Raw genomic sequence first — 25,034 nt, forward strand, 5'->3', positions numbered from 1 at the left:
TCTCGTTGTGCGAATTCTAGGGGGAGGTACGTCCGCGTGGCTAGAGCTGAGTGCTCCCTTAGAGGCCCAGCGCCTCCTTCATCACGCGATTGACGCCCGGCTGGTCCATCAGGCCGCGGATTTTCGACGCTCCGGGACCGCGAGCATAGGCCGCGACGTCCTCGCCGGTATGCGCCGCGCTCATCAACGGGACCGCGGCGTAGGTAAGCCGGTCCGGGTCGTCGATGTCGGCTTTGGTCGGGACGGAGCGGGCTTCGCCGGCGGCCGGCGCGCCCGGGCCCGACGCATACATCAGGATCGGCACAGTCAGGCCATCGAGCGCCACCGGCGGGTCGTCGTCGTTGCCTTGCAGGACGCCGAGGATCGAGGTGTCGCGCGCGCCGCCGTTGATGGTCAGCCCGTGGCTGTGGTCCGCGGTGACAATGATCAAGGTGTCCTTGGGGTCGGTCATCGCGGCGGCGGCGGCGATCGCTTTCGAGAATTCCACCGTCTCGTTGAGGGCCTCGCCGGCCAGGCTGACGTGGTGCGCCTTGTCGATCAAGGCGCCCTCGACCATCAGGAAGTAGCCCTTCTTGTTGGCGGCCAACCGCTCGATGGCCTGGGTGGTCATCTGCGTCAGGGTCGGCGCGTCCGTGCCCGTCGCCTGGCGGGCGGTGTCGCGCATCATGTTGTTCGGCGCAAACAGGCCCAGGAGCGGCGCGCCGTTGTTGGGGGCGGCGGCGAGTTCGGTTCCGGTCTGCACGTAGACGCCACCGGCCGTGCGCCACTCGGCGGTGAGGTCGCGGCTATCCATCCGCTTGCCGTCCTCAGCCACGAAGTTGGCCTGCCCGCCGCCGAGCATGACGTCGAAGCGCTTGGCCTTGGGGACGTCCAGCATCTGCCGGGCGATATCGATGCAGCCGGCTTCGACCGCTTCCGGCGGCATGTCGGCGTCAGACTGCCAGCGGCGCGCCGGAGTATGCGCATAGAGCGAGGCCGGGGTGGCGTCGGTGATCGCAGCCGTCGTGACCACGCCCACCGCCAGTCCGGCCTGCTTGGCCTGTTCGGCCAGGGTGGGCGCAGACTGACCCTTGGTCGACGCGCAATCGGCGAACTTGATCTGGTCGGTCACGCCGAGCGCGCCGTTCAGCGTGCGTCGGCCGGTCAGCAGCGCCGAGGCGCCGGCGGCGGAGTCGGTCACGAGGCTGTCGGTCGAGTAGGTGCGCACCAGCGCCAGGTCGGGAAACGTCTCGAACGACAGCGAGTTGGACGCCCCGTCGACGCCGCGCTTCTGGCCATCATAGATCCGCGCCGCGGTGAGGGTCGAGACGCCCATGCCGTCGCCGATGAAGAGGATGACGTTCTTGGCCCGCTCAGCCGCCGAGGCCGGTCCCGTCGCCAAGGCCAGGGCGCAGAGCCCCGCCGCCAACTTGCCGCTCATGTTCGCCAAGGTCACGCCCTCCATACTGCTGGGCGTCCTCTTGGTGGTGATTGGCTACAGCGGCGTGACGCGCCGATGACAGCTTGATTGCAGTCGTCTCAGCCGACCTGGAGTTTCAGCCGCAGGGCCTGGGCCAGGGCCTGCGCCCGCTTGGTGGTTTGCTCGCCGAGCAGCATGTCGCCCCAGCCGTCCTGGGCGGACAGGATCAGCCGGTCCCCGTCGATCGTCAGCGTCGAGTGCTGCAGCAGGCTGGCGTTGCGCCCTGAAAGGTCGCAGCCCAGCCGGATCGCCGAGCCGAGCGCACGGGCCCGTTGGCGGCGTTCCGTCGAGAGCACCTTGGCGACGGTTTGCGGGTCCGGCGTGCTCGGGGCCGACGAGTGCCGCGCGAAGGCGGCGCTGGCCAGAAAGGCCCGCTCAGGGTGGTTCATGCCGGCGATCGGTGCGCGCAGAACCTGCTCGAAGGCCAGTTCGCCACGGTGATCGGGGTGCAGGCGCGCGCCAAGGTCGGCCAGTCGGCAGGCCGCGGCGATCAGCGTCGGCTCGCGAATTCCAAACACCGGCTGGAGCCGGCCGAAGGCCGGTTGCAGCCATTGGTGAAGCGCCGCGCCCAGGTCCGCCGACAGGCCGCGCACCGTGGTCAGGGCCTCGCAACCTTCGATCAGCGGATCGCGGGCGGCTTCCTCAGGCGGCATAGCTTCGAGCAGCAGCCCCTCGCGCAGGCCATAGGCCGAGATCACGATGCGTTCGATGCCCAGGCGCTCGATCAGGGAGTCCAGCACGAGAGCTGAGTAGGGAAGGGTGTCGAAGCGCTTCTTCGACAGCCCCTGCATCCGTTCCAGGCTGTTCTTGGACTGCCGAGCGACGAAGCGGGCGACGTCGACCGCGTCGGACCGGTTCATCTCGTACTGGTGGGCGACGCGGAGCGGGTAGTCGGCCATCTCCATGTGCAGGAGCGCCAGGTTCCGCCAGGCGCCGCCCACCGCGTGGAATTCCCGCGACCGGAAGGCCAGGCCTGCGCCGTCTATGCGCTCGTCGATGACCTTGCGGACCTTGTCGACCTCAAGCGGGCGGGGCGCGCCGAGCGCGAACGGGCCCAGCGGCAAAGTGATCCCGTCGCGCGGGGCGGCCGGATCCAGGTGAACGAGCTCGAGGCTCGAGCCGCCAAGGTCGCCGACGACCCCGGCGGCGTCCGGCTGGCCGGCGACGACGCCGAGCGCGGCGTACCGCGCCTCCTCAGATCCGGAAATCACCCGCAGGCGCAGGCCAGTCTCCATCTCCACCCGGGCCAGGAAGGCCGGGCCATCGGAGGCCTCGCGCACCGCGGCGGTCGCCACAGCGAAGATATCGGCACGGTTCCAGCCGCTCAGAGCGGCGCGAAACCGGCGCAAGGCGATCATCGCGGTCTCGACGCCGTCGGGCGAAAGTCGGCCGGTGGCTGGCAGGTCGCGACCGAGGCCGGCCAGGGCCTTCTCGTTGAAGACGGTCCAGATCGCCCGGCCTTCCAGGCGGTAGATGACCAGGCGCACCGAGTTGGAGCCGACGTCGATGACGGCGGTCTGGCGCGAACTCGGATCCTGAAACGCGTTAGCCCCAGGGTCGCCTTGGAAAGCCCGGCTATCCGCGCGGGGCCACATGATCAATCGCGCGCGGCATGTCCTTCACCTTCTCTCCCCGGCCCGACAGGCTGGGGTTGGTCATGAAGTACTCGTGCGCGGAGAAGGCGCCCGGGTGGTCCCATGATGGATCCCGGGTATAGCGGCCGTCCGCGTCGAGCGTCCAGCTTTGCGCTTCATCCTTCAGATTGGCCACCATGATCTGCTGCAAGACCTGCTGGTGGACCGTCGGGTTCTCGACAGGCGTCAGGCATTCCACGCGCCGATCGAGGTTGCGGGGCATCCAGTCGGCCGACGAGATGAACACCCGGTTCTCGGCCGAGGGCATCGCCGCACCGTTGGCGAAGGCGACGATTCGGGCGTGTTCCAGGAAGCGGCCGACGATCGACTTGACCCGGATGTTCTCGGACAGACCGGACACGCCGGGGCGCAGGCAGCAGATGCCGCGGATCACCAGGTCGATCGAAACGCCGGCCTGGCTGGCTTCGTACAGCGCGTCGATGATCACCGGATCGACCAGCGAATTCAGCTTCGCCCAGATGCCGGCCGGCTTGCCCTCACGGGCCGCCTGGACCTCGCGCATGATGAAGGTCAGCAGGTCGGCTTTCATGGTCAGCGGCGACGGCGACAGCTTTTCCAGGTGCTCGGGCCGCGCGTAGCCGGTGATGAAGTTGAACACCTTGGCGCTGTCGCGGCCGAGCGCCGGATCGCAGGTGAACAGCGACAGGTCGGTGTAGATGCGCGCCGTGACCGGGTGATAGTTGCCGGTGCCGAAGTGGCAGTAGGTGCGCAGCTGGTCGCCTTCCTTGCGGACGACCATCGAGAGCTTGGCGTGGGTCTTGTATTCGACGAAGCCGAAGACGACGTGCACGCCGGCGCGTTCGAGGTCGCGCGCCCACTTCAGGTTCGCCTCTTCGTCGAAGCGCGCCTTGATCTCGACCAGGGCGGTGACGTTCTTGCCGTTCTCGGCCGCCTCGATCAGCGCCGCGACGATCGGGCTGTCCGACGACGTCCGATACAGCGTCTGTTTGATCGCCAGGACGTTCGGGTCGCGGGCCGCCTGGCGGATGAACTGGATCACCACGTCGAAGCTCTCGAACGGATGGTGGACCAGGATGTCCTTGGCGCGGATCGCCGCGAAGCAGTCGCCGCCATAGTCGCGGATCCGCTCGGGGAAGCGCGCTTCGAACGGCTTGAATTTCAGGTCCGGACGATTCGACGGAATGAGCTGCGAGAGCTCGTCCAGGCCCAGCAGACCGTCGATGAGGATGATGTCCTCGTCCTTGGCGTGCAGGTTCTCGACGATGAACGAGCGCAGGTCCTGCGGCATCGCCGCTTCGATCTCGACGCGGACGACCGAGCCGAGCCGGCGCTGCTTCAGGCGCACCTCGAACTCGCGGACGAGGTCTTCGGCCTCTTCTTCGATTTCGACGTCGCTGTCGCGGATCAGGCGGATGACACCCAGGGCCTCGACATCGCTGTCGGGGAACAGCCGGTCGAGGAACAGCGCGGTCAGGCTTTCCAGGCTGATGAACCGGCGCTCGGGGCGCTTGCGGCGGCTGGGCGGGGCGGGCAGCTCCCAAAAGCGCGCGACCTGCGCCGGGATCGGCACGAGGGCGTAGAGCATCCGACCGTCCGACTTGCCCTTGAGCTTCAGGACGATCGAGAACGCCAGGTTCGGGATGAATGGGAACGGATGAGCCGGATCGATCGCCAGCGGCGTCAGCACCGGGAACACACGCGACAGGAAGATCTCTTCCAGCGCCTGCTTCTCGGTCGGGCTGACCTCTTCGGGCATGACGACCGTCAGGCCTTCGCCGGCCAGTTCCTTGCGCAGGCCGCGCCACTGCGACTGCTGGTCGGCCATCAGGTTGGCTGCCTCGGCGTTGACGCGCAGCAACTGCTCGACCGGGGTCAGGCCGTCCTGGGAGACGACGCGGACGCCTTCGCGGGCCTGGGCCTTCAGGCCGGCCACGCGCACCATGTAGAATTCATCGAGGTTGTTGGCCGAGATCGACAGGAACCGCAGGCGCTCGAGCAGCGGGTGGCGCGGGTTCTTGCTCTCGTCGAGCACGCGCTCGTTGAAGGCCAGCCAGGAAAGTTCGCGATTGAAGAAGCGATCGGCGGACCCGAACAGCTCCGGATCGAGGGCCAGCGGGCTGGCGTCGGCCGGCCGCGGCGAGGGGGCGGCGTAGGTCATCGAGGGCGCTTCCGTAGACATGGGCTGGTTCTGGACCAGCCCTTCGGGTCCCGCAAGTCATCACTCGAAAAGGTCAAGATTCTCCATATCATCTTCAAGAATCTGTCGCGCAAGCATGCGCGAAATGGGGCGTTGTTCATCATCAGCGGCTTCATCCAGCCGCTTCACGATCTCGCGCGCGCATGGGATCGACCGTTCCATGCGGCGCAGCAGATATGGATAAACCTCTTTGGGCGGGCGAATGCTCCGCTCTCGGAAGAATTTTCTTAAGACCCCCTCCAACACTTCATCGTCCGGCTCCTCGATTTCGGCGACGAGCAGGGCGTTCAGGCGCGAACGAAGGTCGGGGAGCTGGGCGCGCCAGGCGGCCGGCGCCTCGCGCGCGGTCAGCAGCAGGCCGGCGCCCTCGCGGCCGGCCATGTTGATCAGGTGGAACAACGCCTCGTCGTCGACGCCCTGGTCGACGTCTTCCAGCAGCACCGGTCGGCCCGCCGCGGCGGAGATGTCGGGAATGACCCGGTCCATGATCAGCGCGCCGGCGCGCTGGGCCCACTCGCGGGCCAGATGGGTTTTGCCGCTGCCCGCGGGGCCGAACAGCGCCAGCGCGCCGCCCGGCCAGGCCGGCCAGGCGTCCAAGGCCAAGATGGCCTGCGCATTCGAAGGGCCGACGACGAAGTCTTCCCGGCGGTATGAAGCGGGACGTCGCAGCTTCAGACGTAGTTGCCGCGTCATGCGCCAAGTCCAGACAACTGAAACAGAAGGGTCGTTTACCAAGCCGGACTAGGTCGGTCGACGCGCCGGCAAGCTGGGCTTGGGGATGATTTGCGGTTTTTGCGGGAGAAATCGGCGCGAGCAGGCATCAATTCCGCCGCTTCGCCAAAGCCGGCGTCTCGGCTCAGGCTTCTACCGGCCGGGTGCGGTCGCGCGCCGACATCAGCGACCAGCCCTCTGGCCGGAGCAGTTCGATTGGCGAGAAGCGGACCTTGTAGTCCATTTTCTCCGAGCCGCGGACCCAGTAGCCAAGATAGACGTAAGGGATCTGGGTCAACTGCGCCTGGACGACATGGTCCAGGATCATGAACGACCCCAGACTGCGCCGGGTCAGCGTCGGGTCGTAGAACGAATAGACTAGGCTCAGGCCGTCGTTCATCAGGTCGACCAGGGCGCAGGCGATCAGGTCGCCGGGGCCGCCGTCCTTCGAGCGCAGCCGATACTCGATGATGTGGGTGCGGACCGCCGTGTCTTCGACCATCGCCACATAGTCGGGCCAGGTCATCTCGGCCATGCCGCCGTCGGCATGCCGGGTGGTCAGATAGCGGCGGAGCAGGTCGAACTGCTCCATCGTCGCCTCGGCCTCGACCAGGTGGCGCTCGAGATCCTCGTTGCGGTTCAGCACCCGTCGCTCCGAGCGCGAGAACTCGTAGTCGCTGGCCGGGATTCGCGCCGACACGCAGGCCGAGCAGCTTTCGCAAGCCGGGCGGTAGGCGATGTTCTGGGAGCGGCGGAACCCGACCTGGGTCAGGCTGTCATTGACGCTGGCGCCGTCGGACAGCGGCAGATGCGCGAAAACCTTACGCTCGTGCCGGTCCGGCAGGTAAGGACACGGGCTGGGCGCGGTCAGGAAGAACCTGAGCTGTCGCGTCGGAAAGTGCTGCGTCACGGACCGCTCTCGAAACAGTGCGCCTGGACCGATTAGGCGTCATGGGAAGCTCGGGCGCAAGGTCCCATGCGTCAGCGAAGCGAACTCCTCATTGCAGACCGTGATCCGGCGGCAGGACCGGGGCCTCGCGGAGCAGGACGATGGCGATGCGGCGGTTGCCGGCCAGGGTCGGATCGTCAGGATACAGCGGTTCGGAGTTGGCCTTGCCGGAAACCTGATAGACGCGGTCCGGATCGACGCCGGCCGACTGCAGGACCCGGCGCGAGGCGTCGGCGCGTCCGGCCGAAAGTTGCCAGTCGCCGTCGGCCTTGACGCCGTTGGGCGACATGCTGGTGTGGCCCGAAACGCTGATGCGGTTGGGGAGCTGATTGACCACGCGGGCGACAGCGCGCAGCAGCAGCTTGGCGCGGTCGTTAGGCTCGGTGCGGCCGTTGGCGAACATCGAGCGGCCTTCCTGGTCGACCAGCTGGATGCGCAGGCCCTCAGGCGTGACGTCGATCAGGATGTTCTTCGACAGCTCGGCCAGTTCCGGCATGTCCTGCAGCGCCTGGCGCAGCGAGGCGGCGGCCGACGCAAAGGCGGCCTGTTCGCGCTGCAGCACCGCTTCGCGCAGGGCTTCGGTCGAAGCCTCGCGGGCCATTTCCTTGGCGGCGTCGGTCTGGGTGCCGTCGTTCGGATTGCGCGACTCAGGCGCCATTTCCTCGATCATCGACTGCGAGCCGGCGGCCATGGCGCCGTCGTCGCCGAGCGCCGTCCCGCCGAGGATGCCGCCGGAGCCCGACGTGCTTTCCGACACGCTGGCCGGGGCGAAGTAGTCGGCGATGCCGCGCTTCTGCTCCGGACTCGTGGTGTTGATCAGCCACATCAGAAGGAAGAAGGCCATCATCGCGGTGACGAAGTCGGCATAGGCCACCTTCCAGGCGCCGCCGTGGTGGGCGTGCCCGTGACCCTTCTTGACCTTCTTGATCAGGATAGGCGCTTCGCCCATCGCCATGGTGTTCTACCCCGGAAGCCCTGATTTCCCGGCAAACTGCGCGGGAGGCCGTTAAGATGGCGTTGAGCTTAAGAAGGAAGTTGGAATGAAAGTCGCGTTCGTGGGCCTGGGCGTCATGGGCTTCCCGATGGCCGGGCATCTGGCGAAAGCAGGCCACGAGGTGACCGTGTTCAACCGCAGCCCGCAGAAGGCCCAGGCCTGGGCGGCTCAACATGCCGGCGCCGCGGCCGGTACGGTCGCCGAGGCCGCCGATGGCGCGGAGGTCGTCTTCCTCTGCGTCGGCAATGACGACGACGTGCGGGGCGTCGTCGCCCAGGCGCTGCCGGCCATGGCGGCGGGCGGCATTATTGTCGATCACACCACCACCTCGGCGAAGGTCGCGCGCGAAATGGCGGCGCTGGCCGAAGCTGGCGGCCGCTGGTTCATCGACGCGCCGGTCTCCGGCGGCCAGGCCGGCGCCGAGAACGGTCAGCTGACGGTCATGTGCGGCGGCGATCCGGCCGCCTTCGCGCGGGCCGAGCCGGTCATCGCCGCCTTCGCCAAGGCGACGCGCTTGATGGGCGGTCCGGGGGCCGGGCAACTGACCAAGATGGTCAACCAGATCTGCATCGCCGGCGTCGTCCAGGGCCTGGCCGAAGGCATGCACTTCGCCAAACGCGCCGGCCTCGATCCGCTGGAGGTCGCCGCGGCGATCTCCAAGGGCGCGGCTCAGTCCTGGCAGATGGACAATCGCTGGGCGACGATGGCCGAGAACCGCTTCGATTTCGGCTTCGCCGTCGACTGGATGCGCAAGGACCTGGGCCTGGTGCTAGACGAGGCACAGGCTAACGGCGCGAAGCTCGACATGACGGCGCTGGTCGACGGCTACTACGCCGAGGTCCAGGAACTGGGCGGCAATCGCTGGGATACGTCCAGCCTCGTGGCGCGGCTGGAGAAGCCGTGATTGAAATTCGTCCGGCGCGGCTGCCGCACGATATTGAAGCGATCGAGGCCATTGATCGTTCGTTTCGGACCGATACGGCCCTAGCGCCGATCCGCGGGGACCACGGTATCGAGTTTCTTCCTTATGGCGTGGCGGTGGAGAAGGTGCTGCCGCTCGACGACCTGCGGGATGTCGAACGCTCCTGGGACACGGCCTGGGTCGCTGTTCTCGACGGAACGCTGTGCGGGTTTGCGGCGGTCGGCTTCCAGGAGTGGAATCGGCGTCTGGCGCTCTGGCATCTCTATGTGGATGCGCCGGTGCGCGGCCAGGGGGTGGCTCGCCGCCTGATCGACGTGGTAGCGGCGCACGCGCGGCGCCTTGGCGCACGCCATGTCTGGCTTGAGGCGAGCAGTGTGAACACGCCCGCCTTAGAGGCGTACAAAGCGCTGGAATTCCAAGTCACGGGCTTTGACCTGACGCTCTACGATGGCACCGAGTCAGAGGGGGAATTCGCGCTATTTCTCAGCCGAGAGGTCGAGGACTAGCGCTGTCGAGGCGGGTACTACCCCAGCCGCGGCAGAACCTGCCGTTCCAGCAGCGGCGCCAGTCGCACGCTGGGCGGGGACTTCGGCTCGATCCAGAGCAGTTCCTCGATCTCGGCCTTAGGCAGCACGCCGCCCGCGACCTCGGCAAGGTAGATCGCGCCATAGACCCGGGTGTCGGGCTCATTGGCGGCCGGTGCGTCGTAGGTGCCGAGGTGCTCGGCGCTGATCAGGTCGCAGCCGAGCTCCTCGCCCAGCTCGCGTGAGAGGGTGTCGATGTCGGCCTCGCCGGGGTTGCGCTTGCCGCCCGGCAGCATGAACGCGTTTGTGCCGCGCTTGCGCACGGTCAGCACCCGGCCGCCATGGTCTCGGATGACGCCGGCGACGATCTCGACGGCCTTCACGCCCCGAGCATCCGCGCGGCGCGCGGTGCGAAATAGGTGATGATCCCGGCGGCCCCGGCGCGCTTGAAGGCGCCCAGGCTTTCCAAAATTGCGCGTTCCTCGTCGATCCAGCCGTTCTGGGCGGCGGCCATGATCATGGCGTACTCGCCCGACACCTGGAACGCGAAGGTCGGCATGTTGAACTCGCGCACGACGCGGCTGACGATGTCCAGGTAGGGCATGCCCGGCTTGACCATGACCATGTCGGAGCCCTCGGCGATGTCGAGGGCGACCTCGCGCAGGGCTTCCTCGGCGTTGGCCGAGTCCATCTGGTAGGTCTTCTTGTCGGCAGGCCCGGCGGTGCCGAGCTTTCCCGAGCCGATGGCGTCGCGATAGGGGCCATAGAACGCCGAGGCGAACTTGGCCGCGTAGGACATGATCATCACGTCCTGCAGGCCTTCGGCCTCCAGCGCCGCACGCAGCTTGCCGCAGCGGCCGTCCATCATGTCCGACGGGGCGAGGATGTCGCAGCCGGCCCGCGCCTGGACCAGGGCCTGTTCGACCAGGCGATCAATCGTGGCGTCGTTGGCGATCTTGCCGTCTTCGATGATCCCGTCGTGGCCGTGGTCGGTGAACGGGTCGAGCGCCACGTCGCACATGATGCCGACCTCAGGGGCGGCTTCCTTCATCGCCTTCACGGCGCGGCAGACGACGCCGTTAGGATCGGCGGCCAGCGTACCGGCGGCGTCCTTCTTGGCGCCGTCGATGTGCGGGAAGATGGCGATGGCCGGAATGCCCAGCTCCCGGGCCTCGACGGCGGCCTTGGCGCAGAGGTCGACCGAGAGGCGCGAAACGCCCGGCATCGAAGCGACGGGAACCTCGCCGTCGCCCTCGTGGACCACCATCGACCAGATCAGGTCGGCGGGGGTGAGGACGCTTTCTCGGACCAGGCGTCGGACCCAGTCGGCCTGGCGCAAGCGGCGGAGACGCAGGGCGGGGTAGGCGGCGAGGGGGGGCATGCTCATGAGCGCGCGCTGTGACCCATCCCCTGCGCCGACGCAAGCCTGATGAAGCCCAGAGCCGGCGCGAAGATCAGCCAGAGGCCGCCGATCGCCGAAAACAGGCCGGTGCCGGCGAATAGGACGATCAGCGTTCGATCGACCGTCACGTCCGAGAGCCTGACCTGAACCTGATCAGGGACCTTCCATCCTTCCAGCCGGGTGACTTGGAACAGCTCTCCGGCGATGCTGACCACGGCGCCGAGAAAACAGAGGCCGGCGGCCAAGGCGATCACGAACGCCACCCAGAAGATTCGGATCTGGAAACTGTAGTGTGAGCCGATCGGCGCCGGCGCCTCGTCGCGCTGGGAATAGGCGATGATCGCCGCGATCAGCGCCGGCACCCCGGCGAAGAACACCGCCGAGAACAACAGGGCGTAGTTGATGAAGGCGAGATTGCGCGCCGACTCGCCGATGCGCCCGCCGCCCGTCTGGACCGCCATGCGTAAGACCCCGAGAAAGACACGCCCCCGCGCGTCGCGTCGTTGACAGGTTGCGCCAGCGGAGCGACTTGCTCAAGTCAGCCTCTCAAACCCAGGTTCGAGCGAATGGATTTCACCCTCTCCGACGATCAGCGCGCAATACAGGAAGCCGCCCAGGCGTTCTCCGAGGCGGAACTTGCCCCGAACTCGGCGCGCTGGGACGAGGACAAGCACTTCCCGACGGACGTGCTGCGCAAGGCCGCCGAGCTCGGCTTCGCCGGAATCTACATTGGCGAGGATGTCGGCGGCTCGGCTCTGACCCGCCTCGACGCGTCGATCGTCTTCGAGGCCTTGAGCTACGGCGACGTCTCGGTCGCGGCCTATCTGACGATCCACAACATGGCCTCGTGGATGATCGATCGCTTCGGCTCTGACGAGCTGCGGCGAAAGTACCTGCCGCGACTCACCACGATGGAGCTGATCGCCAGCTATTGCCTGACCGAGCCGGGCTCCGGCTCCGACGCGGCCGCGCTGCGCACGACGGCGACACTGGATGGCGACCACTACGTGCTCAACGGCTCCAAGGCCTTCATTTCCGGTGGCGGGGTCTCCGATCTCTACGTCGTGATGGCGCGGACGGGCGAGCCGGGCGCCAAGGGCGTCTCGGCCATCGTGGTCGAGAACGGGACGCCGGGACTCTCGTTCGGCGCCCAGGAGAAGAAGATGGGCTGGAACGCCCAGCCGACGGCCCAGGTCAATTTCGACAACGTCCGGGTCCCTGTCGAGAATCGGATCGGCGGGGAGGGCGAGGGCTTCCGCTTTGCGATGATGGGGCTCGACGGCGGGCGGCTGAACATCGCCTCCTGCTCGCTCGGCGGGGCGGCCTTCGCCCTCGATACGGCCCAGGCCTACATGAGCGAGCGCAAGCAGTTCGGGAAACAGCTCGCCGATTTCCAGGCGCTGCAGTTCAAGATCGCCGACATGGCCACCGAACTGGAAGCTGCGCGGCTGATGGTGCGGCGGGCGGCGAACGCGCTCGACAACCGCGATCCGCAGGCCACCAAGTACTGCGCCATGGCCAAGCGCTTCGCCACTGACGCCGGTTTCGACGTCGCCAACCAGGCGCTGCAGCTTCACGGCGGCTACGGCTATCTGAAAGACTATCCGCTCGAGCGAGTCGTGCGTGACCTGCGGGTCCACCAGATCCTCGAAGGCACCAACGAAGTCATGCGGGTGATCATCGCCCGGGAGATGTTCCGGCAATGACCGACGAAGTCCTGATCCGCGTCGAAGGCGAAGTCGGGCGGATCACGCTCAATCGGCCCAAGGCCCTGCATGCCCTGACGACGGCCATGTGCACGGCGATGACCGACGCGCTGCTGGCGTGGCGCGCCGACCCGGCGGTGAAGCTCGTCTTGATGGATCACGCGGGCGAGCGCGGCTTCTGCGCCGGCGGCGACATCCGGATGCTGGCCGAGAGCGGAGCTGGCGACGGCCGCGAAGCCCGCGAGTTCTTCTTCATCGAATATCGCCTGAACCACCTGCTGTTCGAGTACGCCAAGCCGGTGGTGGTGATCATGGACGGCGTGACCATGGGCGGCGGCGTCGGCTTGGCCATGCCGGCCGGCTATCGCGTGGCGACGGAGCGGACGACCTTCGCGATGCCGGAGACCGGCATTGGCCTCTTTCCGGACGTCGGCGGGGGCTGGTTCCTGCCGCGAATGCCCAGCCATATCGGAACCTGGCTGGCCCTGACCGGCGGACGCATCAAGGCCGCCGACTGCGAGTTGATCGGCGTGGCCACCGATTTCATCGAGAGCGGCAAGGTCGAGGCGCTGAAGACGGCGATCATCGCCGATCCGGCCGCCATCGACGGCTTGCTGACCGAGTACGAAGGCGACGCCGGCCGCCCGCCCCTGGCCGCGCACCAGGACGAGATCGACCGGATCTTCGGCGCAGACACGCTGGAGCAGATCCTCGCTGGACTGAAGGCGGCGGGGACGGAATGGGCGGCCGAGCAGCTCAAGGTGATGGCGACCAAGTCGCCGCAGACCATGAAGGTGGCGCTTCGCCAGCTGCGTCTCGGCGGGAACATGGAGTCCTTCGCCGAAAACATGACGATGGAATACCGTATCGGCGCCCGTGTCGTGCAGCGGCACGACTTCATCGAGGGCGTACGCGCGGTCATCGTCGACAAGGACAATGCGCCTCGCTGGAACCCCGCGAGCGCCGAGGGCGTCACCGAAGCGATGCTCGACGAGATTTTCGCGCCGCTTCCTTCCGACCAGGAGTGGTCGCCGCTACCCTGAGCAGACAACAAGGATCGACGGAGCTCGGCTAACGGCGATCCGCATTAGGGATCTGACATGCGTATCGCCTTCATCGGATTGGGAAACATGGGCGGCGGCATGGCCGCCAACCAGGCCAAGGCAGGCCGCCAGGTCGCCGCTTTCGACCTCGCCGCGGCCGCTGTCGACCGCGCTAAGGCCGCCGGTTGCGCGACGGCGGGATCGGTCGCCGAAGCCGTTCGCGACGCCGACGCGGTGGTGACGATGCTCCCGGCCGGGCCTCACGTCCGCAAGGTCTACGCCGAAGAGATCCTCCCCAACGCACCGAAGTCCGCCCTGCTGATCGACTGCTCGACCATCGACGTCGACAGCGCCAGGGCCGTGGCTGACATGGCCCGTGACAAGGGCTTCCGCTTCGCCGACGCGCCGGTCTCGGGTGGCACGGCGGCGGCCGACGCCGGCACGCTGGCCTTCATGGTGGGGTGCGACGAGGCCGACTTCGCCGAGGTCGAGGCGGTCATCCAGCCCATGGCCCGCGCGGTGATCCGCGCCGGCGACCACGGGGCAGGGCAGGCGGCCAAAATCTGCAACAACATGGTCCTGGGCATCTCGATGCTGGGCGTCTGCGAGGCGATCGCCCTGGCCGAGAAGCTCGGCCTGGATCCGGAGCGCTTCTTCGAGATCGCGTCCAAGTCGTCGGGGCAATGCTGGTCGATCACCAGCTACTATCCCTGGCCGGGCCCGGTGGAGACCGCGCCGTCCAACCGTGGATACCAGGGCGGATTCGCCACGGCGATGATGCTCAAGGACCTGAAGCTGGCTCAGCAGGCGGCCGCGACGGCCGGCGCCGCGGCTCCGATGGGGGCGCAGGCCGAGGGACTTTATGCCCTATTTGACCGTCTCGGCTTCGGGACTACGGACTTTTCCGGAGTTCTGCAGATGCTGCGCGGTCGGCTAGACGAGCTGCACGGCTGAACGCGCGAGCTTACGGTGCGTCATCGAAATCTGAATGATTACGTATGACGAATTGTAGACAATCGATGCCCGCGGCGCGATAAGCCGGGCAATTGCAAGGGGACCGCTCCGCGGCGCGAGATCGTCGAACGCCTCGGGCGGAGTTCAAGTCGATGGATTATAAGAGCGCCTTCGCCACCGCCCTCGAACAGATCCGTTCGGAAGGCCGTTACCGGGTGTTCGCCGACTTGAAGCGTCACCGCGGGCAGTTCCCGCAGGCGACCTGGACCCGTCCGGACGGTGGACAGTCGGACGTCGTGGTCTGGTGTTCCAACGACTATCTCGGCCAGGGCCAGAACCCAATCGTGACCGACGCCATGCACCAGGCGATCGACGAGGCCGGCGCCGGCTCGGGCGGCACGCGCAACATCTCCGGCACGACGCACTATCACGTCGAACTCGAGCACGAGCTCGCCGACCTGCACGGCAAGGAAGCGGCGCTGCTGTTCACCTCGGGCTACGTGTCGAACGAAGCTTCGCTCTCGACCCTGTACAAGATCCTTCCGGGCCTGATCATTTTCTCGGACGAGCTGAACCACAACTCGATGATCTCGGGCATCCGCGCCGGCGGCCGCGCCCAGCGCCGGGTGTTCCGCCACAACGATCTCGAGCACCTTGAGCAGCTGCTGGCCGAAGCGCCGGCCGACGCGCCGAAGGTGATCGCCTTCGAAAGCGTCTACTCGATGGACGGCGATATCGCCGACATGGCCGGCACCGTGGCGCTGGCCAAGAAGTACGGCGCCATGACCTATCTCGACGAAGTCCACGCGGTCGGCATGTACGGCCCGCGTGGCGCCGGCGTCGCCGAGCGCGACGGCGTGATGGCCGAGATCGACATCATCGAAGGCACGCTGGGCAAGGCGTTCGGCGTCATGGGCGGCTACATCGCTGCCGACGCGGTCATCGTCGATGCGATCCGCTCCTATGCCGACGGCTTCATCTTCACGACCTCGATCCCGCCGGCCCTGGCCGCGGGCGCGGTGGCTTCGATCCGCTACCTCAAAGAGCACAACGAGGTCCGCGTCGCCCACCAGGAGCGCGCCGAAGCGTTGAAGGCCCGTCTGCGCAAGGCTGGCCTGCCGGTCATGCCGTCGGTCAGCCATATCGTGCCGGTGCTCGTCGGCGACCCGGTGCACTGCAAGATGATTTCGGACATCCTGCTGACCGATTTCGGCATCTACGTGCAGCCGATCAACTATCCGACCGTGCCGCGCGGCACCGAGCGGCTGCGCTTTACGCCGTCGCCGGCGCACACTGACGGTATGATGGACGCCCTGGCCGAAGCCCTTGAAAAGCTTTGGGTTCACTGCAACGTCGCCCGCGTGGGCGGACAGGCGGCTTAAGGTTCGTCCTTGCCGCCGGCGCCAGGCGGGCGCATACCCGCCAAAGTTCGATTCACTGGAGACCCACCGGGTTCACTGATCAAACGAGAGCAAGGGCGGCTAAGCCGCCCCGCCTACTTCCCTCGACGTACGCCCCGGCCAAGGCCGATTTGCTTGGCGAAGTCGGACCTGCGCGCCGCATAGGCCGGCGCAACCATCGGATAGTCCGGCGGCAGGCCCCAGCGCCGGCGATAGTCTTCCGGACTCATGTCGTACCGAGAGCGCAGGTAGCGCTTCAGCATCTTCAGCTTTTTGCCGTCTTCGAGGCAGATGATGTAGTCGTGCTGGATCGAGCGACCAATTGGGACCGCGGGCCTAGGCTTCTCTTCGGGAGCTGGCGCAGGACCTTTGCTGAGCCCTTCAAGCGCGCCGTAAACGGACCTGATAATCTCGGGGACCGCCTCGGCGGCGACAGCGTTGCGGCTGACGTAGGCGGCCACGATATCGGCCCCAAGCCGCATCAATTCCTCGCCCGAACGAACCTCGGGCTCGGCTTCAATACTCATTCAGGACCCCCTGAGAACGCAATGACACGCGAAGCGGGCGCATCGGCGCGCGCCCCTCCGTGGGGGTTCCAACGCTGCACACAGAAGATCGTTCCATGCCGTTGGATCGTAGGTCCGATGGCGCTAAAGAGCGCAGCACGAGGCGCTCACCCATATTTCGCCTCCCAGGTTTCCCGAAAGGCCCGCCCATGACCGTTCACGCCCAAGCCCCCGCAGACGCCTTCTTCTCGGCCAGCGTCGCCGACACCGATCAGGACATCGCCGCCGTGCTGTCGGGCGAGCTGAAGCGCCAGCAGGATCAGATCGAACTGATCGCGTCCGAGAACATCGTGTCCAAGGCGGTGATGGACGTGCAGGGCTCGGTCCTGACCAACAAGTACGCCGAAGGCTATCCGGGCAAGCGCTACTACGGCGGCTGCGAAATCGTCGACGTGGCCGAGCAGATCGCCATCGACCGGGCCAAGCAGATCTTCGGCTGCGAGTTCGCCAACGTGCAGCCGCATTCGGGCAGCCAGGCCAACCAGGCCGTGTTCATGGCGACCATGAGCCCCGGCGACACCTTCATGGGCATGGACCTGTCGGCTGGCGGCCACCTGACCCACGGCAAGAACGTGAACCAATCGGGCAAGTGGTTCCGTCCGGTCGCCTATGGCGTGCGCCAGCAGGATCACCTGATCGACTACGACATGGCCGCTGAGGTCGCGCTTGCCGAGAAGCCGAAGGTGATCATCGCCGGCGGCTCGGCTTACAGCCGTCACATCGATTTCGCGCGCTTCAAGGAAATCGCTGATAGCGTCGACGCGCTGCTGATGGTCGACATCGCCCACTATGCCGGCCTGGTCGCCGGCGGCGTCTATCCGAACCCGTTCCCGCACGCCGACATCGTGACCACCACGACCCACAAGACCCTGCGCGGTCCGCGGGGCGGCATGATCCTGACCAACTCCAAGAAGCTGGCCAAGAAGATCGACTCGGCGGTCTTCCCGGGACTGCAAGGCGGCCCGCTGATGCACGTGATCGCCGCGAAGGCCGTTGCGTTCGGCGAAGCCCTGAAGCCCGAGTTCAAGCAGTACGCCCGCCAGGTCGTCGACAACGCCCGCGCGCTGTCGGACAGCCTGCAGACCGCCGGCTTCAAGATCGTGTCCAACGGCACTGACAGCCACCTCATGCTGGTCGACCTGACGCCGAAGGGCGTCTCGGGCTCGGACGCGGAAGTGGCGCTGGAGCGCGCCCACATCACGACCAACAAGAACGGCATCCCGTTCGACCCGCTGCCCCCGATGCAGACGTCGGGGCTGCGCGTCGGGACGCCGGCCGGCACCACCCGCGGCTTTGGTCCGGGAGAATTCCGCCAGATCGGGACCTGGATCGGCGAGGTCCTCGATGGCCTGGCGCAGGGCGGCAACAATAGCGCCGTAGAAGCCAAGGTCCGCGACGAAGTGCTGGCGCTTACGAAACGCTTCCCCATCTACGGCTAGTCCCTGTATTTAGGGGTCTGGTTGGCCGGAAGGGGCTAGATCATGCGGTGCCCGTTCTGCGGCCACGCCGAAAGTCAGGTGAAGGACAGCCGCCCGTCGGAAGACGGCGCGGCTATCCGACGCCGTCGTATGTGTCCGGAGTGCGAAGGTCGTTTCACGACCTTCGAGCGCGTGCAGTTGCGCGAGTTGACGATCGTCAAGCGCGCCGGGCGGCGTGCGCCGTTCGACCGGGACAAGCTGGCGCGATCGATCGCCTTGGCCACCCGCAAGAGGCCGATCGAGCCTGACCGGATCGAAAAGATGATCTCGGCGATTGTCCGGCAACTCGAAAGCATGGGCGAAACCGAGCTACCCTCGTCGGTGGTCGGCGAACTGATCATGAAGCACCTCAAGAGCCTCGATGACGTCGCCTACGTTCGCTACGCGTCGGTCTATCGCGACTTCCGCGAGGCCGGCGAGTTCGCGACCTTCCTGGGCCAGGAGGGCCTGAGCGACGGCGACGAGGATGGCCGCTAGCGTCACCCTCAAGCTGGCGACTTCGCTCGACGGTCGCATCGCCACGTCGCGTGGCGAAAGCCGCTGGATCACCGGGCCGCAGGCGCGTGAGGCGGTGCACGGCCTCAGGGCCGAGCACGACGCCGTACTGGTCGGGGTGGAGACCGCCCTGGCCGACGATCCCGAACTTACCGTGCGGCTGGAGGGTTGGCGCGGGCCGCAGCCAGCCCGCGTGGTGCTGGATAGCCGTCAGCGGCTTGCTGACGATTGCAAGCTCGTGGCCACGGCGCGGGACGTGCCGACCTACGTCGTTTCAACCACGCCGCCCGAGGCGCGTCTGGTGGACGCCGGCGTGCGGGTGCTTCAGGTCCACGCCGTCGGCGAGGAACGGCCCGAGTTGCATGACGTGGTGGGAACCTTGGCAAAAGAAGGCCTGCAGCGACTGTTCGTCGAGGGCGGCGGCCAGGTCGCCGGCAGCTTCCTGCGTTGCGGGCTGGTCGATCGCCTGGAGTGGTTCCGTGCGCCGATTGTGATCGGCGGGGAGGGGCGGCCGGGAATCGGGGCGCTGGCGCTCGACGCGCTGGCCGACGCCCCGCGGCTGCGCCGAGTTGAAATCCGCGAGGTCGGCGACGACCTCTGGGAGCGTTACGAGAGGATCTGAATGTTCACCGGCATTGTCACCGATGTGGGCCGGCTGCGCGCCGTCCGCGAAACCAACCGCGATCTGCGTTTCGAGGTCGAGACCAGCTTTGATTTGTCGACGATCGACATGGGCGCTTCGATCAGCCACGCGGGTTGCTGCCTGACGATCGTCGAGAAGGGCGACAACTGGTTCGCGGTCGAGATTTCGGGCGAAACGATCAGCCTGACCACCCTGGGGACCTGGAAGGAAGGCGATCCCGTCAACCTGGAGCGCGCCGCCCGAGTCGGCGACGAACTCGGCGGCCATATCGTTTCCGGGCACGTCGACGGCGTCGGCGAGGTGATCTCGGTCGAATCCGAAGGCGGCTCGCATCGCGTAAAGATCCGCGTCCCGCGTCCGCTGCACCGCTTCATCGCACCTAAGGGCTCGATCACCGTGGACGGCGTGTCGCTGACCGTGAACGAGGTCGAGGACGACGTGTTCGGCGTGAATCTGATCCCGCACACCTGGGATGTGACGACGCTGGGACGCCTCAAATCGGGCGTGAAGGTCAATCTCGAGATCGACATGCTCGCTCGCTATCTCGCCCGCTGGCGAGAAACGGCCTAAAGGGTCCCTCCAAACAGAGACTGGAGCCCCATGCTCGAAGACAAAATCCGCATCCTCATCGTCGAGGCGCGCTTCTATGACGATCTGGCCGACGAGATGCTGAAGGCCGCCGCCGACGTGATCACCGCTCACGGCGCCGAATATGACGTCATCAGCGTGCCCGGCGCGCTGGAGATCCCCGGCGCGATCGCGATCGCCGAGGAGGGCGGGCAAGGCCCGGCCGGCAAGCGCTATGACGGCTATGTCGCGCTCGGCACGGTCATCCGCGGCGAGACCTACCACTTCGAGATCGTCTCCAACGAGTCGGCCCGCGGGATCATGGATCTGACCGTCGGCAAGCGTCTGGCGATCGGCAATGGCATCCTGACGGTCGAGGACGAGGATCAGGCCTGGGCGCGCGCCAAGGCGAGCGAGGGCGACAAGGGCGGCGGCGCCGCCCGTGCAGCGTTCGCGATGATCGGCCTCAAGCGTCAACTGCTCGGACAAGACTGATGAGCCGCAGCCAACGTTCCGTCGCCCGTCTCGCCGCGATCCAAGCCCTCTACCAGATGGAGGTGTCCGGTGTCGGCGTCGAGGCGGTGATCCGCGAGTTCTCCGATCACCGGTTCGATCGCACGCTGGAAGGCGACCCGGAGGGCGAGGGCGCAACCCTCGCCGCCGCCGATGAGGCGTTCTTCGCCGACCTCGTGCGCGGGGTCGTCGGCCACCAGCGGGAGATCGACGCGACGGTCGCGGGCCGGCTGGCCGCGAACTGGCGCCTGGAGCGTTTGGACGCCACCGTGCGCGCGATCCTGCGCTCAGGCGTGTTCGAACTCTCGCATCGTCCGGACGTGCCGACTGAAGTCGCGATCAACGAATATGTCGAATTGACCAAGTCGTTCTTCGAAGGTCCCGAGGCGGGCTTCGTCAACGGCGCCTTGGACGCGGTGGCCCGCGATGTCCGCGGCTGACGAGCCGCACGAAGATCTGCCCGATGAGTTCGGGCAGATCGCCCGCCTCTATCGCCCCCTGACGCGGGGCGCGCCCGAGGCGTTTGATCTGCTGGACGATGCGGCCGCGATTCCCGCGCGGGTCGGACAAGACCTCGTCGTCACCAAGGACGCCATGGTGGAGGGCGTTCACTTCCTGCCCGGAGAGCCGCCCGAGACTGTGGCGCGCCGGCTTCTGCGCGTGAACCTGTCCGATCTCGCGGCCAAGGGCGCTGAGCCGTACGGCTACTTCCTGGCGACGGCCTGGCCTGCGCACTACGGCTGGACCGAGCGGCGACGGTTTGCTGCGGGACTGGCTCAGGACGGCGAGGCCTTCGGGCTGGTGCTGTTGGGCGGCGACACCGTCTCGACGCCCGGGCCGCTGACCGTTTCGCTGACCATGCTTGGCTGGGCGCCAGCCGGCCAAATGATCCGGCGCGGAGGCGCGCGTCCTGGCGACCTGCTGATGGTGTCGGGTGTGATCGGCGACGGATGGCTCGGGCTGGCCGCGGCACGCGGCGAGGTCGAGGATCCCGACGACTACCTGGCCGGGCGCTACCGGCTGCCGACCCCGCGGCTCGACCTGCGTGCGCCTCTGCGCGCAGGTGCAAACGCGGCCGCCGATGTCTCCGACGGTCTGATTGCGGATGCTGGTCACATCGCCCGCGCCAGCGAGGTGAGCCTGCGCGTGGACCTGGACGCTCTGCCGCTTTCCCCGGCCGCAGCGGCCTGGGTGGACCTGCAGCCTGATCGCCCGAAGGCGCTGGCCCTGCTGGCCTCTGGCGGCGACGACTATGAGGTCGTGTGCACGGGCGTTTCGCCCATCGCCGGTTTCACCGTGATCGGGGCCGTTTCCGAGGGCGCGGGCGTCGAGGTGACTTGCGGGGGCCGCATCGTGGAGGCGGGCGCCGGCGGCTGGCGTCACGATTGAGGCGAAAGCTTCCGGAAATGCCTTTGCGCTAAGGAAGCGGCATGATCCGCCGCGCCCTGATAGCCAGCCTGCTTGTCGCCGCCGTCGCCGGACCGGCGTCCGCGGCCAAAACGGAAGAGCCGTCGAAGGACGCGCCGATCGGCCAGTACGTCGATGTTCTTCCGGTCGCGGTCCCGATCATGGCCGAAGGACGGCTGGTCAACTACGTGTTCGTGACCATCCGCGTGAACCTCACGTCGGCCGCCAACGCCAGCAAATGGCGTGGCAAGGAGCCGTACTTCCGCGACGCGCTAGCGCGGCTGGGCAGCCGCGGGGCCTTCGGCGACCCGAAGGACTATGCGTCGGTTGATGCGCCGCGCCTGACGGCGGCCTTCCAGCGCGAAGCGGTCGCGATCGCCGGCAAGGACGTCAAGAACGTCGTCATCACCGCCCAGACCCCAAAGCAGCGTCGCGGCCTGCCCAAGCCCGGGCCGCGGCCGACGCGAACTGAAATCCAGCCCTAGCGGATACGCAGCTCACGCCTGTCGTCGCGTAACCCCGGTCAACGGGGCGTTGCACGCATGCGTTACAACTGGCAACGTCTCGCTCATCAATAACGAGCGGCGGACCAACGGCGCTCCACTTGAGGGAAAACGACAGGGGCCTGGAGCGTCGAGCACCGCCCAATCGTGGGCGGCGACCGGCGTCTTCGCGCAATCGATAGGGGCGCTTAGAACATGAGTCTTACGCTTACGCTGGTGATCGCCGCCGGCCTATTGGCGGTGCTCTACGGCATCGTGCGAACCGCGCAGTTGTTGCGGGCTTCACCTGGTAACCCACGCATGCAGGAGATCGCCGCGGCGATCCAAGAGGGGGCGCAAGCCTACCTGCGGCGTCAGTACACGGCCATCGGCATCGTCGGCGTCGTGGTCCTCATCGCCGCGGCGATTCTGATCGGCCCGCTGGCGGCCGTCGGCTTCGCGATCGGCGCCGTGCTCTCGGGCGCGGCCGGTTTCATCGGCATGCTGATATCCGTGCGGGCCAACGTTCGTACGGCCCAGGCCGCCTCGGAAGGGCTGGCCAAGGGGCTTTCGCTGGCGTTCCAGTCGGGCGCCATTACCGGCATGCTGGTCGCGGGCTTCGCCCTGGTCGGCGTCGCCGGCTACTACGCCTTCCTGATTGGTCCGCTGGGCCATGAGAACACCAGCCGCGAAGTCGTCGACTCGCTGGTCGCGCTTGGCTTCGGCGCGTCGTTGATCTCGATCTTCGCCCGCCTCGGCGGCGGCATCTTCACCAAGGGCGCCGACGTCGGCGGCGACATGGTCGGCAAGGTTGAGGCCGGCATTCCCGAGGACGACCCCCGCAACGCCGCGACCATCGCCGACAACGTCGGCGACAACGTCGGCGACTGCGCCGGCATGGCCGCCGACCTCTTCGAGACCTACGCGGTGACCACGGTGGCCACCATGGTCCTGGCGGCGATCTTCTTCCGCGGCAGCGATGTGGTCGGCAGCATGATGCTGCTGCCGCTGGCCATCTGCGGCGTCTGCATCGTCACCTCGATCATCGGCACCTTCGGGGTTCGCCTGGGCAAGTCCAACAACATCATGGGCGCGCTCTATCAGGGCCTGATTGTCACCGGCGTGCTGTCGGTCGCGGCGATCTACTGGGTGGTGACGTCGCTGGTCACCGGTCCGCTGGAAGTCCACGGCAAGACCTTCGACGCGATGAGCCTGTTCTGGTGCGGAATCACCGGCCTGGTCGTCACCGCTTTGATCGTGGTGATCACCGAGTACTACACGGGCACGGGCTTCCGGCCGGTGAAGTCGGTCGCCAAGGCCTCGGTCTCCGGCCATGGCACGAACGTCATCCAGGGTTTGGCCATGTCGCTGGAATCGACCGCCGCCCCGGCGCTGGTCATCGTTGTCGGCATCATCGTGACCTACGGGCTCGCGGGGCTGTTCGGCATCGCCATCGCCACGACCGCGATGTTGTCGCTCGCCGGCTTCATCGTCGCGCTCGACGCCTTCGGGCCGGTGACCGACAACGCCGGCGGCATCGCCGAGATGGCCGGTCTGCCGCCGGAGGTTCGCGTGACCACCGACGCCCTCGACGCGGTCGGCAACACCACCAAGGCCGTCACCAAGGGCTACGCCATCGGCTCGGCCGGTCTCGGCGCACTGGTGCTGTTCGCGGCCTACACCGAGGACCTCAAGTACTTCGCGGCCAATGCGACGCCGGGTTCGTTCTTCGACGGGCTCGGGGCCGTGGCCTTCGACCTCTCCAATCCGTACGTCGTCGTCGGGCTGCTGATCGGGGGGCTGCTGCCCTTCCTGTTCGGCGGCATGTCGATGACGGCCGTGGGCAGGGCGGCCGAGTCGGTCGTCGCCGAGGTTCGCCGCCAGTTTAAGGAAAACCCCGGGATCATGACCGGCGAGGTCAAGCCGGAGTACGGCCGGGCCGTGGACATCCTCACCAAGGCGGCGATCAGGGAAATGATCGTGCCGTCGCTGTTGCCGGTGTTCTCGCCGATCGTGCTGTTCTTCGTGATCAACATGATCGCCGGCAAGGTGAACGCGTTCGCCAGCCTCGGCGCGATGCTGATGGGCGTGATCGTCACCGGTCTCTTCGTCGCCATCTCGATGACGTCGGGCGGCGGGGCCTGGGACAACGCCAAGAAGCTGATCGAAGAGGGCCATCATGGCGGCAAGGGGTCCGAGGCGCACAAGGCCGCGGTCACCGGCGACACCGTCGGCGATCCCTACAAGGACACCGCCGGCCCGGCCGTGAACCCGATGATCAAGATCACCAACATCGTGGCGCTGCTGCTGTTGGCGGTGCTGGCGCACGGGGCGGCCGGCTAAGTCCGCAACCGCACCAAAAAGATCAGGCCCCGGAGAGCGATCTCCGGGGCCTGTTTGATTCTCTGCTGATGGGCGGCGTTAGCGACGGTCGCCTGGACGCGTGCCCGGAATGCCCTCGTCGTCGGCGTTGGGCAGCATGCCGCCACGACCGACGTTGCCCAGCAGCTGCTCGAGGATGGTCAGCTCGCGGCCCCGGGTCGGGGTCTCGCGGCCGTTGAAGGCGATGACCTTGCCGTCCTTCAGGGTCATGGTGTCGACGGTCTTCACGACCTCGCTGTCCTTGTCGAACGTCACCGCCACAACGTTACGCGAGGTGACGACGGGGCGGCGGAACGCCACACGCTCTTTCACCTGGTCGATGTAGAACCAGACGTTCGGGTCGAAGGTGGAGGTGGCCGAGGGCGAGCCGAGACTGGCGCGTACGGTGGACTTGGTGTCCGTACCGACCTTGACGTCCTTCGGGTTGGCTTCGATGGCCTGGAAGCCGGAATAGGTCGTAATAGGCGCGCAGGCCGTAGCGGAGGTCAGCAGACCGGCGGCGAGTGCGGCATAGGCGACGCGGCGAAACATGTGCGAACCGGACCTGTTCAATTCTTCGAGGCTTTGACCTATCGCTCGCCGCCCCTTAGTTCAATGCCGCCTGTATCTGCGCCTGACGGCGAA

General features: G+C 67.1%; 26 protein-coding genes. 15 read left to right on the forward strand and 11 right to left on the reverse strand.

Features of this window, described 5'->3' with window-relative positions:
- Positions 1 to 58: 58 nt before the first annotated feature.
- From ACSQ2H_RS10555 to ACSQ2H_RS10580, 6 genes are all read right to left on the reverse strand, one after another.
- The gene (locus ACSQ2H_RS10555; RefSeq protein ID WP_436061354.1) at positions 59 to 1,435 is read right to left on the reverse strand and encodes an alkaline phosphatase; all 1,377 of its coding nucleotides are present in this window, start codon (positions 1,433 to 1,435) and stop codon (positions 59 to 61) included.
- 83 nt (positions 1,436 to 1,518) lie between these two features.
- A complete protein-coding gene (locus tag ACSQ2H_RS10560) occupies positions 1,519 to 3,054 on the reverse strand; it encodes a Ppx/GppA phosphatase family protein (RefSeq protein WP_436061355.1) in 1,536 nt (511 codons plus the stop codon).
- Positions 3,035 to 5,254 carry an RNA degradosome polyphosphate kinase gene (locus ACSQ2H_RS10565; protein WP_436061356.1) on the reverse strand — a complete coding sequence of 740 codons (2,220 nt, stop codon included), beginning with the start codon at positions 5,252 to 5,254 and terminating at the stop codon, positions 3,035 to 3,037. Before ACSQ2H_RS10565 ends, ACSQ2H_RS10560 begins: the two co-directional genes overlap by 20 nt.
- A 39-nt stretch (positions 5,255 to 5,293) precedes the next feature.
- Positions 5,294 to 5,965 (reverse strand): chromosomal replication initiator DnaA, encoded by a 672-nt coding sequence (locus ACSQ2H_RS10570; RefSeq protein ID WP_436061357.1) that lies wholly within the window; start codon positions 5,963 to 5,965, stop codon positions 5,294 to 5,296.
- A gap of 163 nt (positions 5,966 to 6,128) precedes the next feature.
- A complete protein-coding gene (locus tag ACSQ2H_RS10575) occupies positions 6,129 to 6,893 on the reverse strand; it encodes an arginyltransferase (protein WP_436061358.1) in 765 nt (254 codons plus the stop codon).
- Between the two features lie 88 nt (positions 6,894 to 6,981).
- A complete protein-coding gene (locus ACSQ2H_RS10580; protein ID WP_436061359.1) occupies positions 6,982 to 7,887 on the reverse strand; it encodes a flagellar motor protein MotB in 906 nt (301 codons plus the stop codon).
- A gap of 85 nt (positions 7,888 to 7,972) precedes the next feature.
- On the opposite strand from ACSQ2H_RS10580, the gene ACSQ2H_RS10585 reads away from it, so the two are divergent.
- Positions 7,973 to 8,830, forward strand: a complete 858-nt coding sequence (locus tag ACSQ2H_RS10585) for an NAD(P)-dependent oxidoreductase (RefSeq protein ID WP_436061360.1) — start codon at positions 7,973 to 7,975, stop codon at positions 8,828 to 8,830.
- Positions 8,827 to 9,354, forward strand: a complete 528-nt coding sequence (locus ACSQ2H_RS10590) for an N-acetyltransferase family protein (RefSeq protein ID WP_436061361.1) — start codon at positions 8,827 to 8,829, stop codon at positions 9,352 to 9,354. Before ACSQ2H_RS10585 ends, ACSQ2H_RS10590 begins: the two co-directional genes overlap by 4 nt.
- A gap of 17 nt (positions 9,355 to 9,371) precedes the next feature.
- On the opposite strand, the gene ACSQ2H_RS10595 is transcribed toward ACSQ2H_RS10590, so the two are convergent.
- The 3 genes from ACSQ2H_RS10595 to ACSQ2H_RS10605 are packed head-to-tail and all read right to left on the reverse strand — an operon-like array spanning position 9,372 to position 11,235.
- Positions 9,372 to 9,755, reverse strand: a complete 384-nt coding sequence (locus ACSQ2H_RS10595; protein ID WP_436061362.1) for an NUDIX hydrolase — start codon at positions 9,753 to 9,755, stop codon at positions 9,372 to 9,374.
- Entirely contained in the window at positions 9,752 to 10,759 is a 1,008-nt protein-coding gene (gene hemB, locus ACSQ2H_RS10600; RefSeq protein ID WP_436061363.1) for a porphobilinogen synthase, read from the reverse strand. Before hemB ends, ACSQ2H_RS10595 begins: the two co-directional genes overlap by 4 nt.
- Complete coding sequence (locus tag ACSQ2H_RS10605; RefSeq protein WP_436061364.1) at positions 10,756 to 11,235, reverse strand: hypothetical protein; 480 nt, start codon at positions 11,233 to 11,235, stop codon at positions 10,756 to 10,758. The genes hemB and ACSQ2H_RS10605 overlap by 4 nt, the downstream gene beginning before the upstream one ends.
- A gap of 105 nt (positions 11,236 to 11,340) precedes the next feature.
- On the opposite strand from ACSQ2H_RS10605, the gene ACSQ2H_RS10610 reads away from it, so the two are divergent.
- The 4 genes from ACSQ2H_RS10610 (at position 11,341) to hemA (ending at position 15,859) form a co-directional block, all read left to right on the forward strand.
- Positions 11,341 to 12,480, forward strand: a complete 1,140-nt coding sequence (locus ACSQ2H_RS10610; protein WP_436061365.1) for an isobutyryl-CoA dehydrogenase — start codon at positions 11,341 to 11,343, stop codon at positions 12,478 to 12,480.
- The gene (locus ACSQ2H_RS10615) at positions 12,477 to 13,523 is read left to right on the forward strand and encodes an enoyl-CoA hydratase/isomerase family protein (RefSeq protein WP_436061366.1); all 1,047 of its coding nucleotides are present in this window, start codon (positions 12,477 to 12,479) and stop codon (positions 13,521 to 13,523) included. Before ACSQ2H_RS10610 ends, ACSQ2H_RS10615 begins: the two co-directional genes overlap by 4 nt.
- Positions 13,524 to 13,580: 57 nt before the next feature.
- The gene (mmsB, locus tag ACSQ2H_RS10620) at positions 13,581 to 14,477 is read left to right on the forward strand and encodes a 3-hydroxyisobutyrate dehydrogenase (RefSeq protein ID WP_436061367.1); all 897 of its coding nucleotides are present in this window, start codon (positions 13,581 to 13,583) and stop codon (positions 14,475 to 14,477) included.
- Between the two features lie 152 nt (positions 14,478 to 14,629).
- A complete protein-coding gene (gene hemA / locus ACSQ2H_RS10625) occupies positions 14,630 to 15,859 on the forward strand; it encodes a 5-aminolevulinate synthase (RefSeq protein WP_436061368.1) in 1,230 nt (409 codons plus the stop codon).
- A gap of 113 nt (positions 15,860 to 15,972) precedes the next feature.
- On the opposite strand, the gene ACSQ2H_RS10630 is transcribed toward hemA, so the two are convergent.
- Positions 15,973 to 16,404: a MucR family transcriptional regulator gene (locus ACSQ2H_RS10630; protein ID WP_436061369.1), complete on the reverse strand. Its 432-nt coding sequence runs from the start codon at positions 16,402 to 16,404 to the stop codon at positions 15,973 to 15,975.
- Between the two features lie 188 nt (positions 16,405 to 16,592).
- Between ACSQ2H_RS10630 and glyA the strand changes: the two genes are divergently transcribed.
- From glyA to ACSQ2H_RS10675, 9 genes are all read left to right on the forward strand, one after another.
- Positions 16,593 to 17,882, forward strand: a complete 1,290-nt coding sequence (gene glyA / locus ACSQ2H_RS10635; RefSeq protein WP_436061370.1) for a serine hydroxymethyltransferase — start codon at positions 16,593 to 16,595, stop codon at positions 17,880 to 17,882.
- Positions 17,883 to 17,924: 42 nt separating this feature from the next.
- Positions 17,925 to 18,398: a transcriptional regulator NrdR gene (gene nrdR / locus ACSQ2H_RS10640; protein WP_436061371.1), complete on the forward strand. Its 474-nt coding sequence runs from the start codon at positions 17,925 to 17,927 to the stop codon at positions 18,396 to 18,398.
- The gene (locus ACSQ2H_RS10645) at positions 18,388 to 19,038 is read left to right on the forward strand and encodes a RibD family protein (RefSeq protein WP_436061372.1); all 651 of its coding nucleotides are present in this window, start codon (positions 18,388 to 18,390) and stop codon (positions 19,036 to 19,038) included. The genes nrdR and ACSQ2H_RS10645 overlap by 11 nt, the downstream gene beginning before the upstream one ends.
- The gene (locus ACSQ2H_RS10650) at positions 19,039 to 19,629 is read left to right on the forward strand and encodes a riboflavin synthase (RefSeq protein WP_436061373.1); all 591 of its coding nucleotides are present in this window, start codon (positions 19,039 to 19,041) and stop codon (positions 19,627 to 19,629) included. It abuts the gene before it with no gap.
- A gap of 30 nt (positions 19,630 to 19,659) precedes the next feature.
- Entirely contained in the window at positions 19,660 to 20,121 is a 462-nt protein-coding gene (gene ribH, locus ACSQ2H_RS10655; protein ID WP_293402458.1) for a 6,7-dimethyl-8-ribityllumazine synthase, read from the forward strand.
- Positions 20,121 to 20,579, forward strand: a complete 459-nt coding sequence (nusB, locus tag ACSQ2H_RS10660) for a transcription antitermination factor NusB (protein WP_436061374.1) — start codon at positions 20,121 to 20,123, stop codon at positions 20,577 to 20,579. Before ribH ends, nusB begins: the two co-directional genes overlap by 1 nt.
- Complete coding sequence (thiL, locus tag ACSQ2H_RS10665) at positions 20,566 to 21,528, forward strand: thiamine-phosphate kinase (protein WP_436061375.1); 963 nt, start codon at positions 20,566 to 20,568, stop codon at positions 21,526 to 21,528. Before nusB ends, thiL begins: the two co-directional genes overlap by 14 nt.
- 41 nt (positions 21,529 to 21,569) lie before the next feature.
- Positions 21,570 to 22,031 (forward strand): hypothetical protein, encoded by a 462-nt coding sequence (locus ACSQ2H_RS10670; protein ID WP_436061376.1) that lies wholly within the window; start codon positions 21,570 to 21,572, stop codon positions 22,029 to 22,031.
- A gap of 213 nt (positions 22,032 to 22,244) precedes the next feature.
- Positions 22,245 to 24,371 (forward strand): sodium-translocating pyrophosphatase, encoded by a 2,127-nt coding sequence (locus ACSQ2H_RS10675; RefSeq protein WP_436061377.1) that lies wholly within the window; start codon positions 22,245 to 22,247, stop codon positions 24,369 to 24,371.
- Positions 24,372 to 24,449: 78 nt separating this feature from the next.
- Here the strand turns inward: ACSQ2H_RS10675 and ACSQ2H_RS10680 are convergent, their stop codons facing one another.
- On the reverse strand, positions 24,450 to 24,941 hold the full coding sequence (locus tag ACSQ2H_RS10680) for an outer membrane protein assembly factor BamE (protein ID WP_183769959.1): 492 nt from the start codon (positions 24,939 to 24,941) through the stop codon (positions 24,450 to 24,452).
- Positions 24,942 to 25,034: the final 93 nt, after the last annotated feature.

It is taken from the genome of Phenylobacterium sp. LjRoot97, from assembly GCF_964254345.1.
Classification (GTDB): Bacteria; Pseudomonadota; Alphaproteobacteria; order Caulobacterales; family Caulobacteraceae; genus Phenylobacterium.